Genomic DNA, 23,077 nt, shown 5'->3' with positions numbered 1-23,077 from the left:
AATGATAGAAGTAATCGTAGCAGTAACTGAGGTTTTAGTGAATGGTAAACAAGTTGCAATGGAATTAAATAAATAGTGAAGAAACATAAATAATTCTACACTTCTTCATTATTTTGATTTCTTATCTCAAAAAAGCAGTGCCTTTTAGGCACTGCTTTTAGCTATTAATAACGTGGTATTTTCGTAATTTGTGCCACGCCTGAATCAATAGCTGCTTTCGCTACTGCTTCCGCAACACTTGGAACAACTCTTTTATCTAATGGATTCGGGATTACATAATTCGCATTACGTTCTTCATCAGTAATGATGTTAGCGATCCCATATGCTGCCGCTAATTTCATCTCTTCTGTAATATCAGTTGCGCGCACATCTAACGCACCGCGGAATATTCCGGGAAACGCCAATACATTATTTACTTGATTCGCATAATCCGAGCGCCCAGTTCCTACTACAGCTGCCCCAGCCTCTAATGCATCCTCAGGGAAGATTTCTGGAATTGGATTCGCCATTGCAAACACAATTGCTTTCTCATTCATCGTCTGTACAAGTTCTTTCGTTAATACGTTAGGAGCAGATACGCCAATAAAAATATCAGCTTGGTTAATCGCTTCTTTTAACGTTCCACGCACATGTTCACGATTTGTCTTTTTTGAAACTTCAATTTGCGCTTCGTTCATCCATGTTTCACCTTCACAAACAATACCTTCTAGGCTAACTAGCGTAATGTGCTTTGCACCAGCCTTTAATAATAATTTTCCAATTGCAATTCCTGCCGAACCCGCACCGTTAATAACGATTTTCACATTATCCATTTGTTTGCTAACAACTTTTAATGCATTAATAACAGCTGCTAAAACGACAATAGCTGTTCCATGTTGATCATCATGGAATACAGGAATATTCGTTTCTTCTTTTAATCGTTTTTCAATTTCAAAACAACGCGGTGCTGCAATATCTTCTAAATTAATCCCTGCAAATGTAGGCTCTAAATTTTTCACAAGGGTAACGATTTCATCTACATCCGTTGTGCCTAAACATAATGGGAAAGCATCTACATTCGCAAACTTCTTAAACAAAATACTTTTTCCTTCCATAACAGGCATAGCCGCTTTCGGTCCAATGTTTCCTAAACCGAGTACCGCTGTTCCATCTGAGACAACTGCCACCATATTACCACGTGCTGTATAGTCATACACCGTTTCTTCATCTGCCGCAATTGCTTTACAAGACTCCGCTACACCTGGTGTATACGTCAGGCTTAAATCATCCGCTGAATTTACTTCTACTTTACTTGTAATTTCAATTTTCCCTACTAATTCTTTATGCAATAACAATGATCTTTCATTAATTTGATTTGCTAACATACTTATAATCTCCCCTTAATTTGACAAGCTAGCTATATGAATATAGCTAGCTTGTTTGATCATGAAAACATCTTTAATAATATTGTCGCTGTTACAACCATTGCCGCTCCGCCTAAACGAGTCGAAATTTGCGCGAACGGCATTAATTCCATACGATTTGAAGCTGATAAAATAGCAACATCTCCAGTTCCACCTAAACCGCTATGACATCCAGTTACAATCGCTGATTCAACTGGATACATTTTCATCACTTTCCCTACAAGAAAACCTGATGCTACCATTGTAAGAACAACCGATGCGCACACAACAACATATCCTACTGAAAGAACTGCTGCTACGTCTTTTAACGGAATATATAGCAATCCTAATCCAACCATTAAAGGCCAAGTTAAATTCTTCGAAATAAATTTATATAAATGGAATGCTCCTTGCTCCATTTTTGCTGGCATTAATTTAAAGTATTTCACAAGCGCTGCTGAGAAAATCATAATGATTGCCCCAGGAATACCGATGAACTTAGAAGCAAATCCTCCGAAGATGAAGAACGTACACGCAATTAATAAACCTGCTCCCATTAATGAGAAGTCAATTGGCTTCTCTGTATTTTGTTCTTTTAATAATTCTGCTTGATTGTCTGTTTTCACTAATACACCGTTACCACTAAGCTCCGGTTTCTTCTCACCTAAACGCTTCATATACCCTGCACTTACAATTGCGAACATATTTCCAATAATAGCTGCTGGAATAAGCTGTGATACAAACGTTGCTGATGATTCATTTAAAATATCACTATAAGCTAGCGACAATGGTAAAATCCCTTCCCCGATACCACCACTCACAATTGGTACGATGATAAAGAAGAATGTGTGCTTCATTTCAAATCCAAATAATGAACCGACCAATAATCCTACTGCTACAGAAGCTAACGTCCCTACTACTAAAGGAATAAACATACGAACGAAACCTTGTACTAACACTTTACGGTTCATTCCTAAAATACTTCCGACTACTAAACAAGAAATATATAAATATAAAAAGTTCGATTTTTTCATTAACATAGTCGCAGCTTCCATTGAAGCTGGATTCATCCAGTTAAAAAATACAAGTAATGATGGAATAAATAACGAAAGTATTGCTGGACCACCGATATTTTTTAAAATTGGAATTCTCATCCCAATATCGCCTAAGAAAATCCCCATGATCATAATAACTGCAAATCCACCAATCATATCTGCTGGCAATTTATTATATACAGATGCCCCATAAATAATAGCAGCCAATACTACATATAACGGTAAAGGTATAACACCGATTTTTACATTCATAATTTTAGAAGCGAAAGATTCTCTTTGTACTTCATTTCCTTCAGAAAATGATACCGCTTCCACATTCTTTTGAATTCCCATATGGCACCCCCTCGTTTTCTTAATAACAATATTAAAACGCTTTCAATAGTAAAAATAGTTTTTGTAAGTTTTGTAATTGATTTTGTAATTAAAAAAAGTATAAGCGACTTATGTTAAGTCGCTTATACGTAAAACTCTATTTTCTTTTGATCAACACATCTTAATTTACTTACAGGTCTTCCCACATGTTGGTACATCATTTCGTTTTCTAACACCCCAATGTCAGTCAGAAACATTACATATTTTCGAATAGAAACTCTTGAAATTCCAACTAATTGTGCCATTTCATCTGTTGTAAATACTCTTCCATTCAGAGACTCGATCTTCTGCCAAATTAATTGCAACGTTTGCTTCGTTAACCCTTTTGGAAGCTCTTTCGTCACAGTAGGCTCTCTTTTTTCTTTTTGTAAAATTAATAAATCTAATTCCGATTGACTAATTTTTTGTTGTTCTTTCATGAAAGTAAGTTTTTCTCGATATATAGTTAATGCCTCTTTAAATCGTTCAAATGTAAATGGTTTAATTAAATAATCTACTACGCCATATTGTAATGCTTTTTTTATACTTCCCATATCATGTACAGCTGAAATCATTATAATATCGCTTTCTTTTTCTTGGTTCCGGATATACATTAAAAGCTCAAAACCAGTCTCTTCAGGCATAAAAATATCAAGTAATACTAAATCTACTCGTGATTTCTCTAATATTTCTATCGCTGACTTTACTGAGTTAACTGCTTGAACAAGTTCAAATCCTCCTACTTGCTCTAAATAATGCGTATTTAACATTGCTACCATCGGGTCATCTTCTACAATTAAAACTTTAATCATATTTGCCTCTCATCCCTACCTTTAGGTATTTCAATCGTTATCGTTGTTCCCTTTCCTACTAATGAATGCATATGAATGTCCCCATTTATTCGCTGTATACTTTCTTTTACAAGATACAAACCATAACCGCGGTTATCTCCCTTTGTGGAATAACCTTTCGTAAATAATTCCTCTATTTCTTTTTCTTTTATACCTTTTCCCGTATCTTGCACTGTAATAGTTAGTATATCCCCATGTTGTATCTTAACTTCAACTCGCTTCTTTTCACAATTCGTAACTGCCTCTAATGCATTATCAATTAAATTTCCGACAATCGTAATAAGTTCATGAGTAATACTTTCAACATCTATTTCCGGCATGTAAGAATCTTCACTTATAATTAATTTTATATTTTTCTCTCTAGCATAGCTGAGCTTACCTAGTAAAAAACCAGCAAATACTGGACTTTTTATTCTTTTCATAACTCCACCAATTTCATATTGATGCTCTGATACCATGCCGCTTATATACTTCTGTAATTCTTCATACTGTTTCATATGTGTAAGCCCTAATACGACATGCATCTTATTCATAAACTCATGAGATTGTGCCCGTAATGCTTCTGCATATAGTCTAATACCAGTTAGTTCCTCTGCTAGTTTTCTAATCTCTGTTTTATCACGAAATGTTGCAATTGCACCAACTATTTCTCCTTTTACATATAAAGGAACTCGATTCGTCACAATCGTAATTCCATAAATATTTTGTTCTTCGTTTAATTGTACTTCTCCCGTTTGCAATACTTCTTTTATACGTGAATTTGGCATATACAACTCAACATCTTTACCGATAAAATCTTCTTCAAGTCCGCTTTTTTTAAATAGACGTTTCGCTTCATTATTAATTAACGTTACTCTAGCCTCTTTATCTACAGCAATAATACCTTCCTTTACAGATTGTAGCATCGTATTTCTTTCTTCAAGAATTTTTGCTATCCTGTGCGGCTCAAGACCGAATAAACTTTTCTTTATATGTCTAGCTAGCAATATTGCTCCTATAATTCCGACTAATACACCCACTCCGACACCAATATAAATAATATGTCTACTTTCCTTAACTCTCTCTTTTACATTATCTGCTGAAATACCAACAGCCACTGCTCCAAGTTGTTCACCTGTTTCAGAAAATATTGGTACAAACACTCGCATGGAAATACCTAAAGTTCCTTCTGCTAACGATACATGTTCTTTTCCTTTCAATGCAGGCCCTTCATCTCCCCCAATAAAATGATGCCCTATTTTTTGAGGATTTGGATGTGACTTTCTTATTCCATTCATGTCCATAACTACAATAAATTGAACACCTGTGTTTTGTAATATTCTATTTGTATACGTTTGGATTGCAGAGGTATCTGCTTTCCCAACCAAACCATCGATTACAATCGAATCATTCGCCACAATGTGTGCAATTGTTTTTGCTTTCTCTGCTTGGCTATCCTCCGTCGTCCGTTCTACATTATGACTAATTAATATATCTGTCACAAGTAAAGAAAAAATTACAACTGTACAAACTAACAATGTAATCGTTTTCCATAAATTCCATAGTCTTTTTCTTTTTTTCATCCTGTTAATGACTCCCCTAATTGCTGAATAGAAAAATAAGTAAGGTGATATTATTTTCACCTTACTTATCTGCTGTTATTATACTTTAAATTTACTAGTCATCGCTTGTAGTTCTTCTGCCATCTCAGCTAAGTTTTGCGAAGCTGAACTAATTTCCTCCATGGAATTAACCTGTTCTTCTGTTGAAGCTGCAACACTTTGCATACTAGCTGTATTTTCTTCTGCAGCAGCTGCAATTTCATCAATAGCATTTGTCACTTCATTTGCATCTCCAGCAATTCTCTTCGTTGTTTCTACCATTTGATTAACTTGAGAAACAATATGTGTAGTAGAACTTAAAATTTCCGTAAAACTTACTTTCGTTTTTGTTACAACATCAAGGCCTTGTTGAACTTCTCCATTCACATTATCCATCGCCTTAACAGTATGTTCAATATCCGCCTTAATTTCTGCAATTAAATTTGCAATCTCTCCAGATGACTCTCCTGATTGCTCTGCTAATTTTCTAACCTCATCTGCTACAATAGCAAATCCTCGTCCCTGTTCACCTGCTCTTGCTGCTTCAATAGCCGCATTTAAAGCTAATAAGTTTGTTTGAGTTGCAATGTTTTGAATTGCTTCAGAAATAGCTCCTACTTGCTTTGATTTCTCATCAAGAAGTTTAATAATAGCATCTGACTCGGATACCGACCTAGAAATAGACTGCATTTGTTTTGCGGTTTGTTCAACTAAATCTTCTCCCTCTTCAGCTCTTTCACGGGCATGTAATGAGGAAATAGAAATTGACTCTGCGCTTCCAGTTACATCTTGAATTGCTGTATTTACTTGTTGTAATGTAGCCGCACCTTCTTCAACACCTTGACTTTGTGACTCAGCCCCACCTGATACTTGTTCCATCGCAATTGTAATTTGATCTGTCGCATCATTTGCTTGCTGTACGCTCGCTGTTAACTCTTCAGCCGATGCTGCAACATGTTCTGCTGAAAAGCTAATTTGGGTAATAACATCCTGTAAAGACATAGACATTTCATTAAATGAATTCCCTAATTTCCCTATGTCATCCTTGGAATGGATTGTAATTTTCTCTGTTAAATCTCCCTTACTAATTTTATATGCCGATTCAGCTATTTTTCGTAATGGCCCTGTAATAGACTTTGTAATGAAATAAATTAATATACTACCAAATGCAATAGCAATAGCAATGACAATCAAAGTCTTATAAAACACTGGACTGGCAGCTTGGTTAATTTCTTCATCGAACATAACACCAACTACTTTCCAGCCTGTTTTCTCATTTGTTGCAAAGATTAAATTCTTTTTATCATCTTGTTCTGTATAAGACACATTTCCTTGTTTTTCTTCATAAATTGGTTTAATCCAAGGATCAGTAACTTTTGCACCTGGTTTTCTAGATGGATGACTAACAATTTGCTTATTTTGATCTAAAATAACTGCATAACCTTTTTCACCAATATTAATCATTTTGGAAATTTTTAAGATGTTATCTAAATTTAAGTTAATTCCTATAACACCTTTACCATCTTTTACTTCTTTAGCAATTGTCACTACCATATTTTTGGTAGATGCTGATTGATATGGTGAAGTAACAATTACTTTCCCTTTATTTTCATGTGCTTCTTTATACCAAGATCTATCTCTTGGATTGTATCCATCAGCCATTTGGATAAATGGTTCTCTTATAAACTTTCCCGTCTCTGTTCCAATATAAATACCTTCTACTTCTGGATGAAGTTTTATATATTGCGCTAGCTTCGTTCTTACTATTTCTTCCTGTCCATTTAGATATGTATCTTCTGTTAAGATGTCTGCAAAGTACGTCGCATCAACAAATTTCTCTTCTATATTTTGAGAAATAACAGTATTTAAAATCGAAATATTCTCCTTTGCTTTAGCTGTCATTTGATGTTCAAAATTTGTTTTGGCAGTTTGATATGAAACACCACCAATAATAATTCCTGGTATAGTTAAAATAATAAAGAATGAAATGATTAATTTTTTATTGATACTCATACATTTAACCCAGTTAAATATTTTTTGCATAATAAGCCTCCTTTATGTAATGTGGATACTTGTGTCATTTTATACAATTAACATGCATAAAACAATATATAATGATAACATGTAAATTTTTCGTCAATTATGCATCTTTGCATATCCACTCCTTATACGTATTTTAATCATAAAAATAAGAGAACTTTAGCATTATATATGCTAAAGTTCTCTTATTTCTTAACAGCTTCTACTCTATAAAACTTCTCTTATAATCCTTAAATCTTTACCCTTCGCCTTATAGTCATATTACTAAAACTCTTCGTCCTAATTTATTTGACGCTCTTTACATAACTAATTGCCTGACTTCCCATTTGTACCCATGCCTGTTCAAAGGTTTCTCTCGGTACTTTTACATCTAAGCTATCCTCAAGTGGATCTCGAATATATACAAATTCCTGATCATATCCAATAAGTACAACACAATGTTCATTATACGTAATAGAAACATCTCCACTATTTGTTTCCCATGTAGTAAATTCAGCTGCATCTAATGGTGCAAATGTTGCATTTGTGATCATGACTACAGGTTGCCCTGCTTTTATCCTCTTATAAATTTCTTCTATATTCTTCCCTGTTAAGTCTACAGCTTTATTAGGTAAATATTTTTCCGCTAACTGAAAAAGTGGCCCATGATATACACCATATCCCGATTCAGAAAATGTATAAATATTACCTACAAATCCTTCATTTGGATTCCCGCGCACACCATCGTCTATAAAATCAACTTTTTTTATTTCATTTGCTAATGTCATCTTATCCACTGAAACACCAGCGTATTGTAACATCATCGCTAAGCTTGTCACTTCACAGCCTCTATCTAGCTCTGGTAGTTGCTGAATTAATGGTACACTTGATAAAATGACCTTTTCATCATTATTACTAAATTCCGGTTCTTTCCCGTTTTGTATATTGAAGAATGTCCACTTCTCCCCATACTTTGTAATTCCATTTGTATATACACTCCATACCGCTATAGCTAGTAATGCTATACATATATACCACTTAAACCTCCGTATCACTCTCACGCCCTTTTTAGTTCGTTAAATAAGAATAAAATGCGTCAGCATCCGTTCGAATCACTGGTACAAAATTTAGTTCTTTTTCTCTCTCAGGTTGATCTTTTTTTATTTTTTCTGTTAGCTCTTGAATATTCATGTTCGCTTTGTCCATATTAAGCTCATCTGCCAATTGTAGCACCTTTTGTTCATTAATTTCTCTTAATACTTGATATATATCTTTCCCATATAAATCAATATGATATTTTTTTGCTTCTTCCTGCACTTTTTGTTCGTACACCTCTTGTGCTAACACTTCTATCTCTTTTCCTTTTGGTGAAATACCTAACTTCCCTGCTTCCTCTCTTACTTTCGTTCCATAGATTTCTTCTGCAATGTCCTCTATTTCTTTTCCATTTGTCGAAATACCTAATTTATCCGCTTCATCATTAATTTTAATCGTATTAATTTGATTAATTAAATTTACAATTGATGTATTTTCTATAGATATGCCTAGTTTTAACGCTTCTTGCTTTACTTTTGTTTCATAGATTTCTTCTGACAGCGTCCCAACATCTTTTCCTTCAATCGAAATTCCTAGCTGCTTCGCTTCTCTTCCTACTTCTGTCTCATGAATTTCTTTTTCTAACGTAATTTGTTCTTTCCCTTCCGTTTCAATACCTAGATTCTCTGCCTTTTCTTCTGTATGCACAGCATGTATCTTTCCATTATTTAATTGTTCTTTACTACGTTGTGTGTAATCTGTCTTTCCTTTTGATGTTTCAGAAGGAGAGGCACCCCCTAATATACTTAAGCTCATTACTCCAATAGTGAATACCGTCATCATTTTCTTTTTCAAAATTAATTCCTCCCTCTTATACTTTCTTTCCCATCATTCCCCTAGTTTTTTTAATACTATACATACATCTCATCGCTGCTTGAGATAACATTATGATTGATAAACCCCACTCACATACACCTAGTCTCTTCTTCATGTAACGAACTTTCTTCATGCCATATATAATATAAATAGTTTCTTAACTTTGTCTTAAAAAAAGACGACCTTGTAAAAACAAGATCGTCTTCTTACTTATATTTTTTGGTTTTTAGGGAAAATCACTTCAAAACAAGTGCCATCTCCCCATTTGCTCTCTACTGATATTTTTCCGTAATGCTTTTCTACAATCCAATTTGCGATTGAAAGACCTAATCCAGCTCCTTCTGACGTACTTCTTGCTCTATCCCCTTGATAAAAACGATCAAATAATTTCGGAATATCTTCTTCTTTCACTCCTATCCCGTCATCTTTCACCTGTATGCGAATCGAACTACTCGTTTGCGTGCAATCAATTTGAATATGCCCGCCTTCGTTTGTATACTTCATCGCATTATCTAACAGTATGACCATCATTTGATGAATCCGCTCTCTATCAGCCATAAAAGATACGTCACGTTCTACTTTTAGTATCATTTCTTTTTCTTGATAAGAAGCAATCTCTTTATATGGAGCTACTATTTCTTCTAACAATTTATCAAGTTCAAATGTTTTTTTATCCATCTCAATTTGATTAGAATCAGAACGTGCTAGTAATAATAAATTACTAACGAGTTTTGATAACCGCCTACATTCTTTTGAAATTGTAGAAATATCCATCGCTTTTTCTTCTATCGTAGCGGATGGTGACTGAAATAACACATCCGTTTTTGATTGAATAACTGCAAGCGGTGTCCTTAATTCATGTGATGCATCAGAAACGAATTGCTGCTGTTTCTCCCATGAATTTTGAATAGGTACGAGTGCTCTGCCAGCTAGGAAAAAGCCGATACCTATCGCACATAAACTTCCTATGCTACAACCTATAACGAGGATTAAAAATAAAGTATTTAACATTCCTTCTTCCGCTGTTATATCTCGCACGATTTGAACTATTTCTCCATCTTTTTGAAGCGAAAATGCTCTAAAATATCGTCCTTGTACTTTGATATCTTGTAACTCCCCTATTTTTTCCGGAGAAAACTTTTCCAAATTCTCTTCAAAAATTGAACGGAATTTACGATTATCGCCCTCTATTTTCACTATTTTCCCATTCCAAGTTATTCTAGTTACTCGCGGATCTCCAATTTGGATATTCTCCATACGTTTTCTTGGTGGTATTTTAACATCTAATTTTTCTCTATACTGAGCCATCATTTTTATAGATTGATCCACTTCATTATAAATACGCTTATATGTGTATGAATAAATAATACTACCTAATATACCTATTAATAGGATAAATACTAATGAATTCACTATAGTCAAACGAATGCGTGTCTTTTGAAACATACTTCCTTTTTTCATTGTTCTTTTAATATATATCCAATACCTCGAACAGTTTGAATATCTTTCTGATAACCGAATGGTTCTAATTTTTTACGCAAATGATGCACATACACTTCCACAATGGCTACTGTCGTATCTGAATCAAATCCCCAAACACGATCAAAAATTTGTTCACGCATTAAAATCTTCCCGCTATTTTGAATGAGATACTCTAGTAGCTCATATTGTTTCAATGTCAACTTAATACTTTGTCCATCTACTTGAACGTCTTTATCTTTTCCGAACAATTCAATCCCTTTATAACGAATCGTTTGCTGCGTTGTTAAACTACCACTTCTGCGTAGTAAAGCGCGAATTCTCGCTTTTAATTCAGGGGCCTGGAATGGCTTAACGATATAGTCATCTCCACCAAAATCCAATCCCTTCACCCGATCTTCTAAAGAATCTCTCGCTGTCAAAAACAGGACTGGTGTTTCAATCTTTTCATCACGTATTCTTTGAATTACTTCAAATCCATCCATCCCTGGCATCATCACATCCAGCAAAATTGCATCATATATATTTTGAAGCGCTAAAAACAATCCATCTTCTCCATTTATTGCCGTATCTACTTCAAATTCATCACGCAAAATTTGTACGATAGACTCTAATAACGAGGCATTATCTTCTACTACAAGTAAGCGCATGCTCTCACCTTCCATCAAATAGTTCAATTCTATTTATTATTACATTTCTTCTCTTCATAGCAAAAGAATGTAGTTACATTACGTATTTTCATTTTTAACTATTTCCTTCTAAAATTTTGAAGTTTTATTATAAAAACTTTGTCTTAAATTTAGCTTAATAAAAAATTGAAAGAAATAAGATTCCTCTTATCTCTTTCAATTTTTTATTACATATACCTTTTTACTCGGCAATTCCAAACAATTTAGCTGACCACCGTACACAGCCCCGCCATCAATTCCAATAATACGATTACTACCAAAATACACTCCGCACTCCTCACTACCATGAAGCGTTTTTGTTTCCGTATGCCCAAATACAACAACCTTTTCACCGCTATATCCATTATGAAATTCATTACGGATCCACATTAACGTATATGGTTCAGATTCAGAAACTCGTTTCATCGGTTCAACCCCAGCATGTACAAATATATACTCTTCTGTTTCAATGTAATGATCTAATTCTTGAATAAACTTTATATGTTCCTCTAATACACGAGAGTGTAAAATCGGTTTTTGGAAGTCTTTCTCATTAACCGCAATATCCTCTTCTACAAATCCATAGCTATATAATGTCTTATCTCCACCATTTCTTTTTACCCAATGGTTCCATGAACGTTCCTCATTTGTCGTTAACGCCTTAATCATCATATCTTCATGATTTCCCTTTAAAATGAGTGCTCCCTCTTCTTTCAATTCTCTTACCTTTTCAATTACAGCACGCGCATTTGGACCACGATCTACATAATCTCCCAGTAAGATTAATTGATCCTGTTTCGCATCATATTGTGCTTCTTCCAATAACTGTTCGAACTTTTCTATCTCTCCATGAATATCACTAATAACAAGAATTCTTTTCATATTATCCCCCTCTTTCTAATTATAGTTCAAAACAACAGAAACTTCCGAATCTTAATCTTAAATCAAATTTATCCCGCATTAACGGGCAGTACGCCCCCCCAACTGATTACAGTTTCACTTTATTACAAACTAAACTATTATCCTTACAACAATGTAAGTCTCTTGTCATCCAATTCGATAGTTGTAATTACTGTATTTCCTTATACTGAAAGTAAGAAATGAAACAAAAAACAAGGAGAGATGAAAAAAGTAATGGAAGTTGTAGTAGCGGTAGTAGAGGTTTTCGTAAATGGTAAACAAGTCGCAATGGAGTTAAATAAATAATGAAAAGGACAACATTCACTCTAGACCCTTTACTCATATAAAAGAGATAAGACTTCATCATTTCTTTGATCCCTTATCTCCCTATAAAGAAAGCCGTATCCCTTTTAAGGATACGGCTTTCTCTTATTTTTGACTCGTACGAGCTGAAATGCTAATTGCTCTATCTGTTGCTTTGGCAGCTTCATCTAACGCTTCTTTACTATTCTTCCCGTCATACATCGCTTCTAATGCTTTTACAACTGCATCTCGTGATTCTGGGAATACACTAATTAAAGCCCCTTGTGTTGCTGGAGATTGCTTCGTCGCTTGCAGTTGATCTACTGTTACTTTCAACTGTGGATATTTTTCATATTGCTCTTTTACTAATGGCTCATTATATGCATCTGGATTAATTGAGAAATAACCTGTTGCAGTATGCCATTTTGCTTGTACGTCTGGCTTCGTTAAATATTTCATAAAGTCCCAAGCACCTTGTTGCGTTTCTTCTGAAACCATATTCGTCATCCATAATGATGCTCCACCAATAACAACACCATTTTGTTTCGAATCCTCTGGATACGGAATATATGAAACACCTACATTAAACTTAGATGCATCAATTAAATCACGAACACCTGCTGAAGAATCTAAATACATAGCAACTTGTCCAGACTGGAACGCGGCACGAATATCATCCCAACTTGCTCCATACTTTCCAAGTGCGCCAGCTTTATTTAAATCATCTAACATTCCAAATACTTTCTGTCCTTCTTTACCGTTAAATACCGCCTTCTTTGCAGCATCCTTACGACCGTTTTCGTTATCTACATATAAAGCACCTTGTGTCGCTAACAATTCTTCAAAGAACCAACCGTAGTTAAGCATGGAGAATCCATATTGTTTTACATTTCCGCCTTCTTTAATCGTTAACTTTTTCGCTGCTTCTTGTAATTCCGCATATGTTTTCGGAGCTTTCTCTGGATCTAAGCCCGCCTTTGCGAAAGCATCTTTATTATAAATTAATACTGGTGTAGATGAATTAAATGGCATAGAATACATTTTTCCATCAACTGAATAATAATTTGTAATTGCTTTTTCTAATTTTGACGTATCGTACTTATCTTTTTTTATCCAGCTATCAATTGGTGTGATTTTTTTACTATCAACCATATATTTCGTTGTAATTTCACTCGATTGAACAAGAGCTGGCGCTTCTTTCGTTGCAGACATCGTTCTAAATTTCGTTAAAGACTCTTCATATGTTCCTTGGAACTCTGCCTTTATCTCATATTTATTTTGCGACTTATTATAGTCTGCAACAAGACCATCTAGTACTCCTTGTGTTTTTCCACCCATCGCATGCCAGAAGCGAATTACTGTTTTATCACCATTTTTTTCAACTGGTGCTACTTTTGCCTGTGCTTCAGGTTTTCCCTCTGTTTTACTATTTGAACAAGCGACACTAGATAATGCCATTGTTGCTACCATTAATAGAGCAGCACCTTTTTTTACTAGATTCATTTAAATCTCACCTTCTCTTAATTATTTAATTGCACCTTTTGTTAATCCTTGTTGTAATTGCTTTTGCCCTAAAAATAGTAAAATCAATGTTGGAATAACGATAACCGTAACACCGGCCATTACGCTTCCCCAATCAGTTGCAACTTCTTGAGACTGAAGCTGCTTCACACCGATTTGCACTGTTCTTACTTTTTCATCAGTGGTCACTAAAAGTGGCCATAAATACATATTCCATGTTGTTAAAAAGCTATATACTCCAAGCGTAATAAAACTCGTTTTACAATACGGAATTACAACGCTGAATAAAAATCTTATATTTCCAATCCCTTCAATAAACGCAGCTTCTTTCAGTTCATTCGGAAGTGTCATAAAATGTTGACGTAACAAGAAAATACCGAAAGCTGTTGCAAAAAACGGCACTGTCATCCCGGCGAAACTATTGATCCAACCAAAGTTTTGAATCGTTAAAAAGTTAGGCACCATCGTTGCTTCCCACGGAATAAGCATCGTTGAAATAAACAGGAAGAAAATTAAGTTTCTCCCTTTAAACTGAAGAAAAACAAAAGCATAAGCTGCTAAACTTGATACGATAAGTTGTCCAATCATAACGACTGTCGATACAATTAAACTGTTATATAAGTATGTAAAAAGTGGTACTTTTTGAAAAATATTAATGAAATTATCAAAAGTAAACTGGGTCGGAAATAACCTTCTCATTTGAACATCGTCTGGTGTCATAAAACTTATTAAAAATGCATACAGTACAGGAAAAAATACCATTACTGCACTAATAATGAGCAGCATGTATAATAGGAAATTTTGTTTCCACTGTTTAACAATCATTTATAATGCACCTTTCTCTCAGCAAACTTAAATTGAAGTAATGTAGCAAGGAAAATGAAAACAAATAATACCATTGCTTGTGCACTTGCTGTTCCAAATTGATGATTCACAAACGCCTCTTTGTAAATCGAGTACACAATCAAATTCGTTGCATCATTTGGTCCACCGTGCGTTAAAATATCAATTTGTCCAAAGCTTTGGAACGCACTAATTAATGTTACTGTTACAATAAAGAATAAAGTTGGTGATAGCATCGGTAATGTAACACGGCGAAGTTTATATAAATAACTAGCACCATCTATAGATGCACTCTCATATAACGACGTATCGATATTTTGTAAACCACCTAATATAACTAAAAATGCAAAACCTGTATTCACCCAAACTGTTGTAACTGATACAGAGAATAGTGCCCAGTCCGGACTCGTTAACCATGCGATTGCAGGAAGGTTCATAGAAGCTAATATATTATTAAATAATCCTACACTTGGATGAAATAAAAATAGCCAAATCACTGCACTAGCAGCTACTGATATTCCCATCGTCGAAGAAAACAGAACTCGGAATAACCCAATACCTCTTACTTTTCCATTTGCAATCAATGCAAGAAACAAAGCAAATATAATACTCGTAGGCACTGTATATAAAACAAATAATAAAGTTGATTTTATACTTTTGTAGAAGGCTGGATCAGAGAATAAGTATTGATAATTTTCTAAGCCAACGAAAAGATTAGCTTCCCCATGTATATCGGTTAAATAAAAGCTATAGTAAATTGTCCTAAACAATGGATAGAACAAAAAAATCGAAAATAACAAAATAGATGGCGCCAAAAACAATAATCCTATTCTTAAATCTTTCGTTCTCCCCCATAATTTTTTCTTTTTTGACACCTTTGTTTGAACTGGTAACTTACTTACTTCGATCATTATTTCGCCACCACTTTCAACTCTTCTTCAGCTACCACTTTTAAGCGTTCATTCGTGTTTTCATTAAAGAAGCATAACTTTTCTTGCGAGAATAATAATTTTACTTTGTCACCTTTGTTCAAGAGTAACTGTCCGATGACTTTCGCACTCCAAGTTGTTCCATTTACCGCAAAGTTCAATATAGACTCATTCCCTAATACTTCTACAGATTGCAACGTCACTTCTTGTCCCTCCTCAGACAGTACAATATGCTCAGGGCGCATGCCTATGCGAATTGTTCCTTCTGGTAATTGCTTTAACTGTCTAATAGATAATGGAATTTGCAATTGCCCTATATGTAATACACCTTTTTCTTTATTTACTTCCCCATCATTTATATTCATAGAAGGAGAACCTATAAAGTTTGCAACAAATTCGTTTGCTGGTTCGTTATATATGTCAAGTGGTGTTCCAACTTGCTGTATACTTCCTTTATTTAAAACCATGATACGATCTCCCATAGTCATCGCTTCTATTTGATCGTGGGTAACGTAAATCATCGTAATTCCTAATCGCTGCTGAATTTCTCTAATTTCAATTCTCATTTGCGCACGTAATTTCGCATCCAAATTCGAAAGTGGTTCATCCATTAAACAGATTGGCGCTTGACTCACAATTGCCCTGGCAAGTGCAACACGCTGTCTTTGTCCGCCTGATAATTGGCCTGGTTTCATTTTCACATACTCTTTCAGTCCTACCATTTCAATAGCTTCCATTAATCGCTTTTGTCGCTCTTCTTTTTGTACTTTTCTTACCTTAAGTCCAAATAAAATATTTTCTTCTACAGATAAGTGTGGATATAATGCATAATTTTGAAATACCATTGATAGATTACGGTCTTTCGGCTCTAGATCATTTGCAACACGTTCATTAATAATTAAATCTCCTGAAGAAATCTCTTCTAAGCCAGCGATCATTCGTAATAATGTGCTTTTCCCGCATCCCGAAGGTCCAACTAAAACAAAAAATTCACCCTTCTTAATATGAACCGATACGCCTTTAACCGCTGTCTCTTCTGCATTTTTATATACCTTTGAAACATTTTTCAATTCAATCACAAGGTTGCACTCCTTTTTTCTTCTTGTATCCATACTTCATAATGACTTGTTGAAATCGCACTTGCTCCTGCATGAATTGCAATTTCCGCATCTTCTCGCGTTTGAATCAGCCCACCTGCAATAATAGGAAACTCTATTTCCTCTACTAGCTGTTTAATTATAGAAGGCATAATCCCCGGCATAATCTCTACTGCATTTGGTTTAGTCGTTTTACAATTTTCAATTGATTTAGTAAGGGATAAAGTATCTACAATAAAAATACGTTGAATTGTTTTCAATCCAATTTTATTAGCATTTCGAATTGTTGAACCCTTTGTTGAAATAATACCTTGTGCCCCGATAACATCTTGAATATACAAAAGCGCTTCCTCTGTATTCGTATTTAAGCCTTGTATAAAATCACAATGAAGAAATACATCATGTCCATGTTTCTGCAATTCATATACACGCTCTGGTAATTCCAGCATTGAACCAGTCATAAGAAAAACTGTTTTCGGCAATTTTTTGTATGCTTTGTATCCTTTCCAATCCTTTATCATCGCAATATAAGGTTCTTTAAACATTTTTTCCACCTAACTGTTCTATTTTTATCCAAACTAAAAACACCTACTTACATAGAACGCCTTTCTCCTTATTTGAACTCTAGGGAATAGAGCACACCTAAGAAAGTGGCACATTATATGTAAGTGGGTGTTCTCAAATGTTCTCTACCCTATTTATTTTGTTACCTTTACTATATTACGCATTTATTAAGTCAGTTTTGATAGATTGTTAATTAGGTGTTAACCGAATGTTAATATTCACCATATCACCATTTACATTAATCCGTATATTCGAATACAAACGAATAGAACGAAACAATACTTAAAATTCAATCAATATGTAAATTCATTCCATAGTTAATAAGTTTTAGTTTGCTTGCCACTGCTTGCGAAGCAAAGTTATCCCAAGCAGTACTATAAAGTGGAATGCGCTTTTCCTCTTGTATTGATAAGGCCCAGGCTGTAACAACATCAGTACCATATCCATTCCCTTGAAATTCCGCTAAAGTTTCCACACTTGCCTCAGCAGCTACGGGCGTACTTCTGGCACTGCAACAAACGGAAACTACCTTTTCATTTTTTACAATTGCAAAATAAGGTTTCCTCCATTCCATCTGTTCTATTAGATTAGGAAAATTTTCTCGCAAAAGCTCTCTATTCTTCTCAGTTATTTGTATTGTTCTAGTCGGCTTATGTAAATTACTATGAAACATGAAAGCAGGACCCATCCAAATATTTTCCACTGTTCTTTCTTCATTTAATATATTAATAATCTTTGCTATCTCTATATGCTTTGAAGGTTCTCGAATTAACTTCTCAATCTTACTTACCGTTTCATCGTCCACATTACAATGATATCTCGTTATACTCCCTTCACGAGTTCTGCCAAGAAAAAAACATGGTGCTTTCGGATTTCCTTGTTCATTTACATATTTCATTTTTCCTACTTGATTATGAACAAATAAAACCTCTGCCTGAATTACTATTAAATCAAGTTTTGAGAGCCTCATTTTTATCCTCCTTATTTACTCCATATACCATCCATTCATAATCTATTTTTCATGTTCAAAATAAAAATCCCATTCAAATACACATTACTGAATCCATCATACTAACTGATTTCTTCATTCTGTCTATCTAAATGGGATTATTTTTCCGTTTTTTACTCTACTGGTTGTTGTGGCTGTACTACTTCATTCGCTCCAGCTACCCTCAACATATTTACAATATCTTTAAAACCTCTTTTTTCAGCGTATTGCAGTGGCGTCAGATGTTCCTTGTTAGCCATGTTTACATCTGCACCGTGATCAATAAGCAATTGAATTACTTTCTTATGGTTTTCACTACCATTTCCTAATACAATTGCTTCTAATAACGCTGTTCCACCACGTTCATTTTTATAATTCACATCAATATCTGTATGCTCTAATAATTCTTTAACAACCTCTACATGGCCACGCTCAGATGCAGAAATAAGTGCTGTCCCACCTGACCTAGTCGTTTCTTTCGTATTAACTCCTGCATTAATTAATACTTTTACAATATCCGTATATCCTTCTCTACTTGCATAAAGAAGTGGATTACTTTTTTTCTCATCTTTAATTTCAATATTAGCACCTGCACCAATTAATGCTTTAACTGTCTCTACATGATTTTGGTACGTCGCTGCAAGGACAGGCGTTTCTCCGTTGTCACCTTCTACGTTTATATTCGCTCCATCCTGAATCAACTTCATAGCTGTCTCTGTGTCTCCAAGGGTAGCTGAAAGTAACAACTGTTTGTCCATTAAATTTATACTTTTCTCTTCTTTAGATTCTTCCTGTTCTTTATGCTTCTCTTTTTTCTTTTCATTTTTCACATGAACCGGTTTCGATTCTGGTTCTTCTTGCTTATCGCAAGCCACTACCGTCATTAAAAGTCCTAATAAAATACATAATAAAATTTTTTGTTTTCTCACAACTACAGCTCCTATGAAAGATAATGTTTTCTTAACCATTCCTCCATCACATACAATAACTCTTCTTGAGTACATTTATCCATAAGCCCTTTATATTCCTTCTTTAATCGGATTATCTTAAGCTTATACTATGTTTCTCAACCTATTGAAATGATACGCCTGATGGCCCCATCATTAACATTATGAAGCAATTAGTTTAGCACGTTTTTACCGCATTTGTATACATTTCTAAAAAGTACATAAAGTGAAACTTTAATTAGTGGGGGTTTTGTTCATCCACCACTAATTATTAGCCCACACCAATCGGGCTTTTACGGGCAGCCCGACTCCACCTAACTTCTTTGCTTTCACTAAATTTTGAGGTGGGGATCTTATTGCCCGTTAATGCGGGATAAATGATTGCTTTAGGTTACTATATTCCATTGTAACCGTTCTTCTAAAAATTTTACACCTTTTCTATATTTGCACCTGAGTAATAATAGAAAAAGACAACTATATAGTTGTCTTTTTCTATCATTAATGATGTCCACCATGATTTCCTGCTTTCGGTTTCCCCATCATCTCTTTATTCATTTCCCATTTATGCTCTGCTAGCTCTTTATATGAAAGAACTTTCCCCTTATAGTTAGATACAAAGCTCTCTGCATCTTTTTTATTTTTAAATGAAATGACATTATAAGCCATCGGTGTCGTTATTGTTTTATCATATACGTAAGTAGCGTCTTCTAACGAAATCCAATCTTTCGAATCATAATCTCGAACAAATTTCTCTTTCGTCTTTTCACCTGAGTTGATCTCCATCCATTTATACATACAACCGATATCATCAAACTTTAACGCTTTTCCATTTTCTAAAATAATTTCTGTTGCAAATTGATTATCTGTTACCCCAATTTGACAAATATCACATTTATCATGTTTCTCATCAATGGCAACAGCTGCTGTTTCCTTTTTCCCACACCCGACTACCGTAAATACGAAACATAAACATATAGCAAGTACGACATATTTTACTTTCATCAATATTCCTCCCTAGAAACCGTATACTCCACGAAAAGAATACCAAAAGGTTGTGTGAGATTTGTGAAAAAACAATGTGCTTTTTGTAATATAGGAAACAAAAAAAGATGTGTAGTTATTTCTACACATCTCTCATCACTCACAACCTGTAATTAATAAATCATCTTCTAATTTAACTAATAATGTATCCTCACTAATTTCCTGTCCAACTTCTACATTTACCAATCTTATATTTCCACTAATCCCGACTGCAATTTTTTTAAGCTCACCGTCATTTTTTCGGATCATCAGTAATTTCTCCCATTCATATACGTAAGAAGATTCATTAATAAAAATCTCCTCTACTTTTCCTTCATAAGAGCTATAAATCTCTTCAATTCTCGTTTTCATATAACATCTACTCCCTATTTCACACTTCACTATTTTCATCTTATTCTACCATTCTTACGAGGAGCAGCTTACTTTTTAAAAATTCAAATTAACTACCATGAACAAAATGAACAAAATAAAAATTATGCTTCTAATGATGTTATTTTTCAAATTATTTACCATTTGAATAGATGCTTTTATTATAAATAAAAAACCTTTTTCTGAATTTTTATTCTATTTCGAAAGCGCAATCATTCTTTTGAGGGGGAAATTACATGTTAGCACTACTTGGATTTGCGATGGTATTTGTCTTTATGTTTTTAATTATGACGAAACGTATGTCAGCGCTAGTAGCATTAATATTAATTCCGAGTGTTTTTGCATTAATTGGCGGATTCTATGCCAATATGGGGCCTATGATGTTAGAGGGAATTCAAAAATTAGCACCTACTGGTATTATGCTTATGTTCGCTATTTTATATTTTGGGATTATGATTGATAGCGGTTTATTCGATCCTGTCATTAGTAAGATTTTAAAATTTGTAAAAGGAGATCCTTTAAAAATCGTTGTCGGAACGGCTATATTGACTATTATCGTTTCTCTAGATGGTGACGGTACAACAACATACATGATTACAGTTTCCGCAATGTATCCACTATATAAGCGCCTTGGAATGAACCCCCTCATATTAGCTGGAGTTGTTATGTTAGGGGCGGGGGTAACAAATCTTACACCTTGGGGTGGACCCACAGCTCGTGTTATGAGCGCACTTGGACTTGAGGCTTCTGAATTATTTACACCTCTTATTCCAGGAATGATTGCTGGTGCAATTTGGGTTGTTTTCGTTGCTTACTATCTTGGAAAAAAAGAAAGAAAACGTTTAGGAATTATGGATGTACAGTATTTAAAACAAATGCAAACAATGGATGAGCAAGCTGCAACTGTCGAAGCCGCAGTGCATAAACGTCCTAAACTTCTATGGATTAACTTTTTATTAACCGCTACATTACTTGTCTGTCTCATACTAGAAGTTATGCCGTTACCTGTTTTATTTACAGTCGCTTTTGCTATTGCTGTTATGATTAACTATCCAAACTTAGAACAACAGAAAGAACGTATTGCTTCTCATGCAGGGAATGTATTAGCAGTTGTTTCTCTCGTATTTGCTGCCGGTATTTTCACTGGTATTTTATCTGGAACAAAAATGGTAGATGCCATGGCTAACAGTGTAGTAACTCTTATACCAGATGCACTTGGACCACAATTGCCAATTATTACAGCTCTTCTTAGTATGCCATTCACATTTTTCATGTCCAATGATGCATTTTACTTTGGGGTATTACCTATTTTAACTAAGGCTGCTGCTACTTACGGAATTAGTGCAGCTGAAATGGGACGTGCTTCCTTACTTGGGCAACCCGTTCACTTATTAAGTCCTCTTGTTGCATCCACTTATTTATTAGTTGGGATGGCAAAAGTTGATTTTGGTGAACATCAACGTTTTACTTTATTGTGGGCAGTTGGAACGACAATGGTGATGTTGATTACTGGCATTGTAATTGGGATTATTCCAATATAAGACGCAAAAAACAGTAGAAGAAATAAATCCTCTACTGTTTTTTATTATGAAGAAACAAGAAAATACCGTCTCTCCGGTCTCCCCACACTCCCATATATTAGCTCTGCGTGGACTTTCTTCCCAGATATTAAATACTCTAAATAGCGCCTTGCAGTTGATCGACTTACGCCTACCATTGAACTTAGTACCTCTGCTGTAATGCCTTCTTCATTAACTGTTAACATATGTTTTTTTATTTTTGCTAAAGTTAAGGGGTCTATCCCTTTCGGGGCATATTCCATTTCATTTCCCTTTACGCCTCTTTGAGACCATAAATGTTCTATTTGTTCTGTAGATAATTGATTATTTTTCTTCAGCTGCACAATCTTTTTTTGATAACTTTCCAAACTCGCCTTAAATCGATCAAACATTAGTGGCTTTACAATATAATCTGTTACTCCGCCCCGCAGGGCGTGCCTCACTACATCTGTTTCCGATGCCGCTGTAATCATAATAATATCTGTATCGTGCAAATGATGCCTAATATATGTGACAAGTTCCGTTCCTTGCATATCAGGTAAGTACACATCTAATAACACAAGCTGTGGCTTCACAAGCTCTAGCCATTCTTTCGCTTGTTCTCCAGTCGTTGCCGTTCCAATTACTTTAAATCCCTCAATTTTTTCAGTAAAACGACGATGAATGTCAGCAATCCGAATATCATCTTCTACAATTAATACTTCAATCTCCTCACCCATT

At 34.7% G+C, this 23,077-nt stretch carries 21 protein-coding genes and 1 pseudogene; 1 reads left to right on the top strand and 21 read right to left on the bottom strand.

Annotated features, from left to right (window positions below):
- Positions 1–164: 164 nt before the first annotated feature.
- The 20 genes and pseudogenes from AB6801_RS29015 to AB6801_RS28925 all read right to left on the bottom strand — a co-directional run bounded on the left by AB6801_RS29015 (position 165) and on the right by AB6801_RS28925 (position 20,780).
- Positions 165–1,364, bottom strand: a complete 1,200-nt coding sequence (locus tag AB6801_RS29015) for an NAD(P)-dependent malic enzyme (RefSeq protein WP_000880782.1) — start codon at positions 1,362–1,364, stop codon at positions 165–167.
- A gap of 59 nt (positions 1,365–1,423) precedes the next feature.
- The gene (locus tag AB6801_RS29010) at positions 1,424–2,770 is read right to left on the bottom strand and encodes a 2-hydroxycarboxylate transporter family protein (protein ID WP_000512722.1); all 1,347 of its coding nucleotides are present in this window, start codon (positions 2,768–2,770) and stop codon (positions 1,424–1,426) included.
- 122 nt (positions 2,771–2,892) lie between these two features.
- A complete protein-coding gene (locus AB6801_RS29005; protein ID WP_097999540.1) occupies positions 2,893–3,600 on the bottom strand; it encodes a response regulator in 708 nt (235 codons plus the stop codon).
- Positions 3,597–5,201, bottom strand: a complete 1,605-nt coding sequence (locus AB6801_RS29000; RefSeq protein ID WP_097995335.1) for a sensor histidine kinase — start codon at positions 5,199–5,201, stop codon at positions 3,597–3,599. The genes AB6801_RS29005 and AB6801_RS29000 overlap by 4 nt, the downstream gene beginning before the upstream one ends.
- Positions 5,202–5,279: 78 nt before the next feature.
- Positions 5,280–6,098: a methyl-accepting chemotaxis protein gene (locus tag AB6801_RS31300; RefSeq protein WP_432804035.1), complete on the bottom strand. Its 819-nt coding sequence runs from the start codon at positions 6,096–6,098 to the stop codon at positions 5,280–5,282.
- A 120-nt stretch (positions 6,099–6,218) separates the two neighbouring features.
- Positions 6,219–7,121, bottom strand: a pseudogene (locus AB6801_RS31295) (HAMP domain-containing protein); the annotation flags it as partial.
- Positions 7,122–7,543: 422 nt separating this feature from the next.
- Positions 7,544–8,293, bottom strand: coding sequence for a C39 family peptidase (locus tag AB6801_RS28990; RefSeq protein WP_000621163.1), 750 nt, complete (start codon positions 8,291–8,293; stop codon positions 7,544–7,546).
- Between the two features lie 13 nt (positions 8,294–8,306).
- The gene (locus AB6801_RS28985; protein WP_000728596.1) at positions 8,307–9,128 is read right to left on the bottom strand and encodes a hypothetical protein; all 822 of its coding nucleotides are present in this window, start codon (positions 9,126–9,128) and stop codon (positions 8,307–8,309) included.
- A gap of 231 nt (positions 9,129–9,359) precedes the next feature.
- Complete coding sequence (locus tag AB6801_RS28980; protein WP_000715830.1) at positions 9,360–10,610, bottom strand: sensor histidine kinase; 1,251 nt, start codon at positions 10,608–10,610, stop codon at positions 9,360–9,362.
- Positions 10,607–11,278: a response regulator transcription factor gene (locus tag AB6801_RS28975; RefSeq protein ID WP_002102717.1), complete on the bottom strand. Its 672-nt coding sequence runs from the start codon at positions 11,276–11,278 to the stop codon at positions 10,607–10,609. The genes AB6801_RS28980 and AB6801_RS28975 overlap by 4 nt, the downstream gene beginning before the upstream one ends.
- 195 nt (positions 11,279–11,473) lie before the next feature.
- The gene (locus tag AB6801_RS28970; RefSeq protein ID WP_048568054.1) at positions 11,474–12,178 is read right to left on the bottom strand and encodes a metallophosphoesterase family protein; all 705 of its coding nucleotides are present in this window, start codon (positions 12,176–12,178) and stop codon (positions 11,474–11,476) included.
- A 447-nt stretch (positions 12,179–12,625) separates the two neighbouring features.
- Positions 12,626–14,002: an ABC transporter substrate-binding protein gene (locus AB6801_RS28965; protein WP_001055009.1), complete on the bottom strand. Its 1,377-nt coding sequence runs from the start codon at positions 14,000–14,002 to the stop codon at positions 12,626–12,628.
- Positions 14,003–14,023: 21 nt separating this feature from the next.
- The gene (locus AB6801_RS28960; RefSeq protein WP_000635956.1) at positions 14,024–14,845 is read right to left on the bottom strand and encodes a carbohydrate ABC transporter permease; all 822 of its coding nucleotides are present in this window, start codon (positions 14,843–14,845) and stop codon (positions 14,024–14,026) included.
- Positions 14,842–15,774 carry a carbohydrate ABC transporter permease gene (locus AB6801_RS28955; RefSeq protein WP_000573803.1) on the bottom strand — a complete coding sequence of 311 codons (933 nt, stop codon included), beginning with the start codon at positions 15,772–15,774 and terminating at the stop codon, positions 14,842–14,844. The genes AB6801_RS28960 and AB6801_RS28955 overlap by 4 nt, the downstream gene beginning before the upstream one ends.
- Positions 15,774–16,871 (bottom strand): ABC transporter ATP-binding protein, encoded by a 1,098-nt coding sequence (locus AB6801_RS28950; RefSeq protein WP_000571380.1) that lies wholly within the window; start codon positions 16,869–16,871, stop codon positions 15,774–15,776. The genes AB6801_RS28955 and AB6801_RS28950 overlap by 1 nt, the downstream gene beginning before the upstream one ends.
- Positions 16,868–17,434, bottom strand: a complete 567-nt coding sequence (locus AB6801_RS28945; protein WP_000472001.1) for a glycerol-3-phosphate responsive antiterminator — start codon at positions 17,432–17,434, stop codon at positions 16,868–16,870. The genes AB6801_RS28950 and AB6801_RS28945 overlap by 4 nt, the downstream gene beginning before the upstream one ends.
- Positions 17,435–17,742: 308 nt before the next feature.
- Positions 17,743–18,423, bottom strand: coding sequence for a GNAT family N-acetyltransferase (locus AB6801_RS28940; protein ID WP_097999541.1), 681 nt, complete (start codon positions 18,421–18,423; stop codon positions 17,743–17,745).
- A 152-nt stretch (positions 18,424–18,575) separates the two neighbouring features.
- On the bottom strand, positions 18,576–19,445 hold the full coding sequence (locus AB6801_RS28935; RefSeq protein WP_000287336.1) for an ankyrin repeat domain-containing protein: 870 nt from the start codon (positions 19,443–19,445) through the stop codon (positions 18,576–18,578).
- Positions 19,446–19,886: 441 nt separating this feature from the next.
- The gene (locus AB6801_RS28930; protein ID WP_000865666.1) at positions 19,887–20,390 is read right to left on the bottom strand and encodes a nitrous oxide reductase accessory protein NosL; all 504 of its coding nucleotides are present in this window, start codon (positions 20,388–20,390) and stop codon (positions 19,887–19,889) included.
- 135 nt (positions 20,391–20,525) lie between these two features.
- Complete coding sequence (locus AB6801_RS28925; RefSeq protein ID WP_000857377.1) at positions 20,526–20,780, bottom strand: hypothetical protein; 255 nt, start codon at positions 20,778–20,780, stop codon at positions 20,526–20,528.
- 254 nt (positions 20,781–21,034) lie between these two features.
- Between AB6801_RS28925 and AB6801_RS28920 the strand changes: the two genes are divergently transcribed.
- Entirely contained in the window at positions 21,035–22,339 is a 1,305-nt protein-coding gene (locus AB6801_RS28920) for a CitMHS family transporter (RefSeq protein ID WP_000880474.1), read from the top strand.
- 44 nt (positions 22,340–22,383) lie between these two features.
- Here AB6801_RS28920 and AB6801_RS28915 read toward each other — a convergent pair whose 3' ends face one another.
- Positions 22,384–23,076, bottom strand: coding sequence for a response regulator (locus tag AB6801_RS28915; RefSeq protein WP_000503463.1), 693 nt, complete (start codon positions 23,074–23,076; stop codon positions 22,384–22,386).
- Position 23,077: the final 1 nt, after the last annotated feature.

Origin of the sequence: Bacillus sp. RCC_6_1, assembly GCF_041360755.1 — a bacterium.
Taxonomy (GTDB): Bacteria; Bacillota; Bacilli; order Bacillales; family Bacillaceae_G; genus Bacillus_A; species Bacillus_A cereus.
Note: the sequence above shows the minus strand (reverse complement) of the source record. Positions and strands in the feature narration are given on the sequence as shown.

Bases quoted from the DNA above. Each gene is read 5' to 3' on its own strand.
- AB6801_RS29010 (WP_000512722.1), bottom strand. From the start codon at position 2,770: ATGGGAATTCAAAAGAATGTGGAAGCGGTATCATTTTCTGAAGGAAAT.
- AB6801_RS29005 (WP_097999540.1), bottom strand. From the start codon at position 3,600: ATGATTAAAGTTTTAATTGTAGAAGATGACCCGATGGTAGCAATGTTA.
- AB6801_RS28940 (WP_097999541.1), bottom strand. From the start codon at position 18,423: ATGAGGCTCTCAAAACTTGATTTAATAGTAATTCAGGCAGAGGTTTTA.
- AB6801_RS29015 (WP_000880782.1), bottom strand. From the start codon at position 1,364: ATGTTAGCAAATCAAATTAATGAAAGATCATTGTTATTGCATAAAGAA.
- AB6801_RS29000 (WP_097995335.1), bottom strand. From the start codon at position 5,201: ATGAAAAAAAGAAAAAGACTATGGAATTTATGGAAAACGATTACATTG.
- AB6801_RS28930 (WP_000865666.1), bottom strand. From the start codon at position 20,390: ATGAAAGTAAAATATGTCGTACTTGCTATATGTTTATGTTTCGTATTT.
- AB6801_RS28955 (WP_000573803.1), bottom strand. From the start codon at position 15,774: ATGATCGAAGTAAGTAAGTTACCAGTTCAAACAAAGGTGTCAAAAAAG.
- AB6801_RS28980 (WP_000715830.1), bottom strand. From the start codon at position 10,610: ATGAAAAAAGGAAGTATGTTTCAAAAGACACGCATTCGTTTGACTATA.
- AB6801_RS28920 (WP_000880474.1), top strand. From the start codon at position 21,035: ATGTTAGCACTACTTGGATTTGCGATGGTATTTGTCTTTATGTTTTTA.
- AB6801_RS28960 (WP_000635956.1), bottom strand. From the start codon at position 14,845: ATGATTGTTAAACAGTGGAAACAAAATTTCCTATTATACATGCTGCTC.
- AB6801_RS28915 (WP_000503463.1), bottom strand. From the start codon at position 23,076: ATGGGTGAGGAGATTGAAGTATTAATTGTAGAAGATGATATTCGGATT.
- AB6801_RS31300 (WP_432804035.1), bottom strand. From the start codon at position 6,098: ATGGAACAAGTATCAGGTGGGGCTGAGTCACAAAGTCAAGGTGTTGAA.
- AB6801_RS28965 (WP_001055009.1), bottom strand. From the start codon at position 14,002: ATGAATCTAGTAAAAAAAGGTGCTGCTCTATTAATGGTAGCAACAATG.
- AB6801_RS28975 (WP_002102717.1), bottom strand. From the start codon at position 11,278: ATGCGCTTACTTGTAGTAGAAGATAATGCCTCGTTATTAGAGTCTATC.
- AB6801_RS28935 (WP_000287336.1), bottom strand. From the start codon at position 19,445: ATGTACTCAAGAAGAGTTATTGTATGTGATGGAGGAATGGTTAAGAAA.
- AB6801_RS28970 (WP_048568054.1), bottom strand. From the start codon at position 12,178: ATGAAAAGAATTCTTGTTATTAGTGATATTCATGGAGAGATAGAAAAG.
- AB6801_RS28925 (WP_000857377.1), bottom strand. From the start codon at position 20,780: ATGAAAACGAGAATTGAAGAGATTTATAGCTCTTATGAAGGAAAAGTA.
- AB6801_RS28945 (WP_000472001.1), bottom strand. From the start codon at position 17,434: ATGTTTAAAGAACCTTATATTGCGATGATAAAGGATTGGAAAGGATAC.